Source organism: Bradyrhizobium sp. ISRA442 (assembly GCF_038085055.1).
Lineage (GTDB): Bacteria > Pseudomonadota > Alphaproteobacteria > Rhizobiales > Xanthobacteraceae > Bradyrhizobium.
Genome location: NZ_JALGCN010000015.1, coordinates 172,147 through 179,763, shown reverse-complemented (window position 1 = coordinate 179,763; position 7,617 = coordinate 172,147). Strand labels below are relative to the sequence as shown.

6 protein-coding genes, 1 tRNA gene and 1 pseudogene are annotated in these 7,617 nt (G+C 65.5%); all 8 read right to left on the bottom strand.

From position 1 onward, the window contains the following. Positions 1–262, bottom strand: a pseudogene (locus tag MTR72_RS27675) (site-specific integrase); the annotation flags it as partial. 106 nt (positions 263–368) lie between these two features. Continuing rightward, positions 369–445 (bottom strand) — tRNA-Arg (locus tag MTR72_RS27670). Between the two features lie 9 nt (positions 446–454). Continuing rightward, positions 455–733 carry a hypothetical protein gene (locus MTR72_RS27665; protein ID WP_280967274.1) on the bottom strand — a complete coding sequence of 93 codons (279 nt, stop codon included), beginning with the start codon at positions 731–733 and terminating at the stop codon, positions 455–457. Positions 734–735: 2 nt separating this feature from the next. Then, the gene (locus MTR72_RS27660) at positions 736–3,843 is read right to left on the bottom strand and encodes a bifunctional diguanylate cyclase/phosphodiesterase (RefSeq protein ID WP_280967273.1); all 3,108 of its coding nucleotides are present in this window, start codon (positions 3,841–3,843) and stop codon (positions 736–738) included. Between the two features lie 184 nt (positions 3,844–4,027). Beyond that, a complete protein-coding gene (locus MTR72_RS27655) occupies positions 4,028–5,113 on the bottom strand; it encodes a branched-chain amino acid ABC transporter permease (RefSeq protein WP_280967272.1) in 1,086 nt (361 codons plus the stop codon). Then, complete coding sequence (locus MTR72_RS27650) at positions 5,110–6,120, bottom strand: branched-chain amino acid ABC transporter permease (RefSeq protein ID WP_341511576.1); 1,011 nt, start codon at positions 6,118–6,120, stop codon at positions 5,110–5,112. The genes MTR72_RS27655 and MTR72_RS27650 overlap by 4 nt, the downstream gene beginning before the upstream one ends. Then, entirely contained in the window at positions 6,117–6,839 is a 723-nt protein-coding gene (locus tag MTR72_RS27645) for an ABC transporter ATP-binding protein (protein WP_280967270.1), read from the bottom strand. The genes MTR72_RS27650 and MTR72_RS27645 overlap by 4 nt, the downstream gene beginning before the upstream one ends. After that, positions 6,836–7,615: an ABC transporter ATP-binding protein gene (locus MTR72_RS27640; protein WP_280967269.1), complete on the bottom strand. Its 780-nt coding sequence runs from the start codon at positions 7,613–7,615 to the stop codon at positions 6,836–6,838. The genes MTR72_RS27645 and MTR72_RS27640 overlap by 4 nt, the downstream gene beginning before the upstream one ends. Between the last annotated feature and the right edge of the window lie 2 nt (positions 7,616–7,617).

The following is a 7,617-nucleotide window of genomic DNA, read 5'->3' as shown; positions in this document are numbered from 1 at the left end:
GGCGAATGCGCGACCGCTCGAAGACTGCCCCGCGCTTTCTCGGTGTGATCTCCTGCTCGTATCGCTTCAGCAGGTCGGCGACGGTTAGCCGCTTTAGCTCCTTGATGTCTTTGGGCAGTTCGGCCCGATCGATTGATCGCTCCTTTTCACGTGCCCAGGCGAGGGCGTCGGCTCGCGTCGAGAATGACTTGGACAAGGCGGGATAGCCCGCGCGGCGCACTTGGGCTTGCCAAGTTTGGCCTCTCTTCCGAATGGTTGGCATGGGTTTTCCGTCCAGCTGTGACAGGGCTGTGACGGATCGGGTCTCTCAGGAGATCAGGAAGCGTGAGCGCCGAGCGAGAACACCAGCAAAATAAGCGGTGTAGGGCTGGCGCACCCGACACGATTCGAACGTGTGACCTTTGCCTTCGGAGGGCAACGCTCTATCCAGCTGAGCTACGGGTGCAGTGACCGCTCATTTAGCCGATTGGCGAGGGGCGGGCAACCGCTTCTCGCTGCCTCCATCTAGGCCGATTTGCGCGGCGGGAGCCGGAACCTCCGGCGTTTTGCGGTCGAGCCTGACGAACTCGGCCCAAGACTCGTTCGGGCGGCCCCCGAGCAGCCGGTCGGGGCCGCCATCGCTCTCACCGGGGATGTGGCTTGCGACGCTGAGAGTGACGTGATCACCGGCGTCCTCGCCGCCGTCGGCGATCCTGACCACAGTGGCGACCCGCGGGCCCTGGCGGTTCGACATCCTTAGGCCACCGCTGCCACCGCGACGGCACCCGGACCAAACAGCTTGCGCACCTCAGTCGCCGCCTTCGGTGCGCTGAACAGATAACCCTGCATCTCGGTGCAGCCGAGCATGCGCAGGATCTCGCGCTGCGCCTCGGTCTCGACGCCCTCGGCCACCGTGGTCATGTTGCTGGCAGAGGCGATGTTCACCACTGCCTGCACGATGACGGGCGCCCCGCTCGCGTCCGCGATGTCGGCGACGAAGCAGCGGTCGATCTTGATCTTGTCGAACGGGAAGCGCTTCAGATAGCTCAGCGAGGAATAGCCGGTGCCGAAATCGTCGAGCGCGATGCGCACGCCGATCGAGCGGAGCTGGTGCAGGATCGAGAGCGCCGCCTCGTCGTCGCGGATCAGCACGGCCTCGGTGATCTCGAGTTCGAGCCGGCGCGGGTCTAATCCGGAGGAGGCGAGCGCGCCCGCGATCTTCAGCGCCAGCGTATCGCATTTGAGCTGCACCGGCGAGACGTTGACCGCGAGCCGCACATGGGCAGGCCAGGACGCGGCTTCGGCGCAGGCGGTGCGCAGCACCCAGTCGCCGATCTCGGTGATCAGGCCGGTATCCTCGGCAATCGGAATGAACTCGGCCGGCGAGACCATGCCGCGTTCGGGATGCCGCCAGCGCAGCAGCGCCTCGCAGCCGGAGACCGCGCCGGTGCGCAGATTGACCAGCGGCTGGTAATTGAGCTCGAAGCCGCCGTCGACCATGGCCTGGCGCAGATCCTGCTCCATGGTGAGGCGCGCCTTGGCGCTCGCATCCATGGCGGGCACGAAGAAGCGATATGTGCGGCGCCCTTCCGCCTTGGCGCCGTACATCGCGAGGTCGGCATTCTTGATGAGCTGATCGAGATCGGTGCCGTCCTGCGGCGCAAGCGCGATGCCGATGCTGGCATCGGTCGAGAGCTGGTGGCCGAGGCAATGATAGGGCCGGCGGATCGCCTCGTGGATGCGGGTCACGAACGACACCACGTCGGCGGAGGACTGCACCTTGGTCTGGATCACGGCGAATTCGTCGCCGCCGAGCCGTGCGATCAGATCGCCGTCCTGGAGGCAGGCGCGAATGCGCCCTGCGATTGCCTTCAACAGCTCGTCGCCGACATGGTGGCCGAGCGAATCGTTGATGCCCTTGAACTCGTCGACGTCGATGTAGAGCAGCGCGAATTGCTCGCCGTCGGCGACCTTCTCCAGCTCGCGTTCGATCTGTTCGCGGAACAGCGCGCGGTTGGGCAGGTCGGTCAGCGCATCGTAGTGCGCCATATGCGCGATCTTCTCGTCGGCCTTTCGCTGCTCTGTGATGTCCTCGATGACGTTGATGATGTAGCGCGGCTCGCCCGCCTTGTCGCGGATGCCGATGCGTTTCGAGATGGTGTGACGCTGGCCGTCGGTCCGCGTCTTCCAGGTCTGCTCCTTGAGCAACAGTCGATTGGGCGATCGCAGCAGGGCGTCATCATCGCGGGTGACGATATCGGCGTCCGCTGTCGGCAGGATGTCGGCAGCGGTCTTGCCGACGATAGTGTCGCCCGATTCCCTGAAGATTTCCTCGGCAATCCGGTTGACCAGCAGATATTGCCGTGTGCGGGCGTCCTTCACGGTGATCTGCGAGGGGATGTGGTCGATGATCTCACGCAGGAACGTGTAGTTGCGGTCGCGCTCCTGCTCCAGGTTGCGCCGCTCGGTGATTTCCTCGATGGTGGCGACCCACCCGCCCTGCGCGAGCGGGGTGTTGATGACCTGAAAGGCGCGGCCGTTGGGCAGTTGATGGATCCTCGTCGAGACCGTGCCTTCGGCGACGATCCTCATGACGTCGGCGCAAAACGCCTCGACGTCGCCGTCGAACGCTCCACGCTCCTTGCGATGGTACATCGCTTCATGGATGTGGCAGCCGGGCTTGATGACGTCGGTCGACAGGCCGAACATGTCGGCATAGCGGCGGTTGCAGGTGACGATATATCCGGCGGCATCGTACAGTATCAGCCCTTGCGACATGTTGTTCAGGGCGGTGTCGAGCCGCAGCCGCTCCGCTTCCAGCCGCTCCTGGGCCTCGCGGTTCTGCCGGTTGATCTGGCGAATGATCAGATAGAGGATCAGCGCAATCACCGCCGCCGACACGGTCGCCGTGGTGACCATGAAGCCGGTCTGCTGCCGCCAGTCCGCAAGCGCAGCCGCCGTGGTGTTGGTCGCAACGATGACGAGAGGGAAGTGATTCAGCGACGCCGCCGAGCCCAGCCGCTCCTCGCCATCGACGGGGCTCTTGACGCGAAGCGTGTGCTGACCGCCCTTGGTCAGCACCTCACGCATCAGGGGCGCATTCTTGAAGCTTCTGCCGATCAGCCCCTCGACGTGCGGGTAGCGCGCCAGCATCTTGCCCTCGCGGTCGAACAGCGAGATGGCGGCGCCATCGGCGAGCGCCACCGAGGCGAAATAGCGTTGATAGCTGTCGGGGTCGATCCGGCGGACCATGGCGCCGAAGAAGGTGCCGTCCGGCGCGCTCAGCCGGCGCGCCACGATCGTGGTCCATTTGCCGAGGATGAAGCTGCGCACGGATTCCAGCAGCACCGGCTCGGCAAGCGGATTCGACTTGAAGGTCTGGAAGTAGGCGCGCGAGGAGACGTTGATCTTGGGCAGCTTCTGGGCCCGCGACCAGTTGATCAGCTCGCCGTCGGCGTCGTAGATCGCGATGTCGCCGAGATAGGACACGGCGCCGACCTTGCTGCGCAGCATCTGGTTCGCGGCAGGTCCGGACATCCGCTCGCGGAACATTTCGGGCGAGGTGATCTCCGGCAGATGCATCTGCCCGATCAGATCGGCCGCGGTGAGGTCGGAGTCTTCGAACTGCTGATCGAAATGGCGCGCGATCAACTTGACGGTGTTTTCCAGCTCGCGCTCGCGATTGGTCAGCGTACGCTCGCGAAATTCGCCGACCGCCATGGCGGTCACGGCGAAGATGCCGGCCACGAGCAATGCGCCGGACAGAGTCAGCCACAGCACCGGGCCGCGCCGCATGGCAGCGTCCCAGCCGGCCTTTGCGGCCCGGAACATCGCGGTTGCCATTCTGGAAAAAACTTGGCGCATTCCCCCTCCCTGAGGGAACACGAATACACCGCACAAATGGCCCAAACCTTAGGAAAGCCGGTTACCCAAGGCTTAACCCGGTTGCGCCGCCGCGTTGGCGTGCAGCTCAGCGGGAATTTTATCGCGTTGCCCGCAGGTTGCACGGCGCGTCCGACAAGCGCTGCGTTGCATCATTAATCGCAGCTTAATGCGAGGCGCCCGCGCCCTTGCCGCCGCCGCCCGTGCGCAGCCGCCCCACCACGCCGGTCGGGAAGAAGTAGACGCTCGCAATGAACAGCAGACCAAGCCACAGCAGCCAGCGGTCCGGATGCAGGAGCCCCGGCAGCAGCGGCAGGCCGGCCTCCGTCGCTGCCTTGGAGGCAACGCCCATCAGCGACTGCAGATAGTTCTGGGCGAGGATGAAGATCGTGGCGCCGATGATCGCGCCGTAGATCGTGCCCATGCCGCCGATCACCACCATCAGGAGGATGTCCAGCATGATCGAGAAGCTGAGCGAGGTGTCGGGCCCGGCATAGCGCAGCCAGAGCGCATTCAGAATGCCGGCGCTGGCGGCGACCAAGGCGGCCAGGCAATTGGCGTAGGTGAGATGGAAGACGGTGCGGAAGCCGAGCGCCTCGGCGCGGAAGCGGTTTTCGCGGATCGCCTGCAGCACGCGCCCGAACGGCGAGTTCACCACCCGCAACAGGCCGAGGATCATCAGCGCCGAGACGGCGAAGACGAGATAGTAGGTCAGGGTGCGGCCGTTGATCTCGAAGCCCAGGAGATTTTTGGAGATCAGCACCGTGCCGGGCCGAAGCAGTTCGGGCAGTTGAAAGCTGCGGCCATCCTCGCCCCCGGTCAGCCAGGAGAGCTGCGAGGCCAGCACCTGGAAGGCGGAGGCGACCGCCAGCGTGATCATGGCAAAGAAGATCGCCGCCACCCGCAGCGAGAACAAGCCGATGGCGAGCGCGAGCAGCGCCGCGAGCGGCAGGCCGACGGCGATGCCGGTTGCGACCGCGGCCCAATTCGGGCCGATCGCGTACAGCGCGATCGCGATCGCGTAGCTGCCGATGCCGTAGAACATGGTATGAGCGAACGACACCGAGCCGGTATAGCCGAGCAGGAGGTCGTAGGAGGCAACGAGCGCGGCGAAGACGCAGATCTTGGCCGCGACGTTCAGCGCCTTGGCGCCGGGAAACAGGAAGGGCGTCGCCGCCAGCGCCAGGATGATGACGACGAGAATGAGGGTGAGCACGCGGCTCTTCGGCGGATCGCCTGACAAAATCATCATCGGCTGGTCACCGCATAGAGGCCGCGCGGCCGCCACATCAGGATGGCGACCATCAGCAGGATGTTGGAGACGAGAGCGAGCTTCGGCACCAGGAAGCCGCCGTAATTGGCGACCATCGCCACCAGGATCGCGCCGATGAAGCAGCCGCCGATCGATCCCAGGCCGCCGATGATGACGACGATGAAGATCAACACGGTGAGGTCGTCGCTCATGGAGGCATGGACCTGCTCGCGATACAGCGCCCACATCACCCCGCCGAGGCCGGCAAGCGCCGATCCCGTCATGAACACGCCGAGGAACAGGCGGCGGATGCGGTAGCCGAGCGCCTCGACCATCTCGCGATTTTCGACGCCGGCGCGAATCAGGAGGCCGAGCTTGGTGCGGTTGAGCACGAGCTGGATCGCGATGAAGACAATGAGGCCGATCAGCGTGGCGAGCACGCGGTACTTCGCGATCGCGACGTCGCCGATGACGAACGAGCCGCGCAGCGAGGCCGGCAGCGGCAGCGGGATGATCTGCGGCCCCCACAGCGCATAGAGCGTCTGCTCTGCGACGATCAGGCCACCCGTCGTCATCAGGATCTGCTTCAGGTGCTGGCCGTAGACGGGCAGGATCAGCACGCGTTCGACGATCAGGCCGAGCGCACCGGAGACGGCCATCGAGAGCAGCGCCGCCGGTGCCACTACGGCGAGGTTCATCCAGAGCGAGTCGGCCTGCATGGAGGCCGCGAAGGGCGCCAGCACCAGCGTCGCGATATAGGCGCCGACCGCGATGAAGGCGCCGTGGCCGAAGTTGAGCACGTCCATCAGCCCGAACACCAGCGTCAGGCCTGACGCCATGATGAAGATCATCATGCCCATGGCGAGGCTCGCAGCCGTTAGCGTCAGCCAGGAGCTGGTCGAGCCGATGAATGGGATCACCGCCAGCGCCAGTGCGATCGGCAACAGGATCGGCGCGAGATCGCGCTTCGGCTTCGGCAGCGGGTCGGTTGCGGCAAGTTCGGTCACTGATGCGCCTCCAGGCTCAGGCCGAGCAGCCGCTCCTGCAGCGGCACGTCGGCGGCCAGCACCGCCATCTCGCCGCGGTGCACGATGGTGCCGTTGTCCATGACCAGCACGCTGTCGCCGAGCTCGCAGGCGGCGAAGAAATTCTGTTCCACGAGGAGAATGGTGGCGCCCTTGCGCTTGATCTCCTTCAGGCACTCGATCAGCGCCATGACGATGGCGGGCGCCAGCCCCTTGGTCGGCTCGTCGATCAGGAGCAGCTTGCGCGGCTCGATGATGGCGCGCGCGATCGACAGCATCTGCTTCTGTCCGCCGGAGAGGCCGCCGGCGCGCGACAGCCAGAACCGGCGCAGCGCCGGGAAGAAGCCGAAGATCCAGTCGAGCTGGCTGTCGTCGAGCGGCGCGTCGCGTGCCGCCAGCACGAGATTTTCTTTCACGGTGAGATCGGAGAACACCGCCATGCTCTCCGGCACGTAGCCGACGCCGCGCCGCGCGATATCGGGCGTGGCGCAGCCCTCGATGCGCTCGCCGGCCAGCACGATCTGGCCGCTGGAAGCCTGCCACAGGCCCATGATGGTGCGCAGCGTCGTGGTCTTGCCGGCGCCGTTGCGGCCGAGCAGCATGGTGGTCTGCCCCTGCGGGACCGCAAGATCGATGCCCTGGAGGATGTGATAGCGGCCGATATGGGTGTGCACGCCGGACAGCGTCAGAAGGTCGGTCATGGGGCGCTTCCTGACGTCGCGTTCTTGGGGGGAACGCCGAGATAGGCTTCCTGCACGATCGGCGAGGCGATCACCTCGGCCGGCGGGCCGTCGGCGACGAGCTGGCCGTTATGCAGCACGATGATGCGGTCGGACAGCGAGCGCACCACGTCCATCTTGTGCTCGACCAAGAGGATGATCTTGCTCTTGTCCTCTTTGAGCTGCGCGATCAGGTTGAGGACGACCGGCACCTCGTCGATGCTCATGCCGGCGGTCGGTTCGTCGAACATGAAGACCTTCGGCCCCAGCGCGATCATCAGCGCGACTTCGAGCTTGCGCTGGTCGCCATGCGATAGCGCGGTCGCCGGCACGCCGCGCCGGTTGCCGAGCGCAACCTGGTCGAGGATGGCGTCGGCGCGCGCGATCAGGTCGCGCCGCACCATCCAGGGCCGCAGCAGGTCGTAATGGGCGCCGCTCGCCGCCTGCACCGCGAGGCGGACGTTCTCTTCCACCGTCAGGTTCGGGAAGAGGTTGGTGAGCTGGAAGGCGCGCCCGAGGCCTGCACGGGTGCGTAAGGGTGCGGAATGCGCGGTGATGTCGGTGCCGTCGAACAGGATGCTGCCGCTTGAGGCGCGGAGCTGGCCCGAGATCAGGTTGAAATAGGTGGTCTTGCCGGCGCCGTTCGGCCCGACGATGGCGGTGAGCTCGCCCGGGCGAAACGTGCAGCTCACATTGTTGACTGCGACATGGCCGCCGAAGCGAATGGTGAGATCGCGGGTCTCTAGCGTCAGGGCCATTT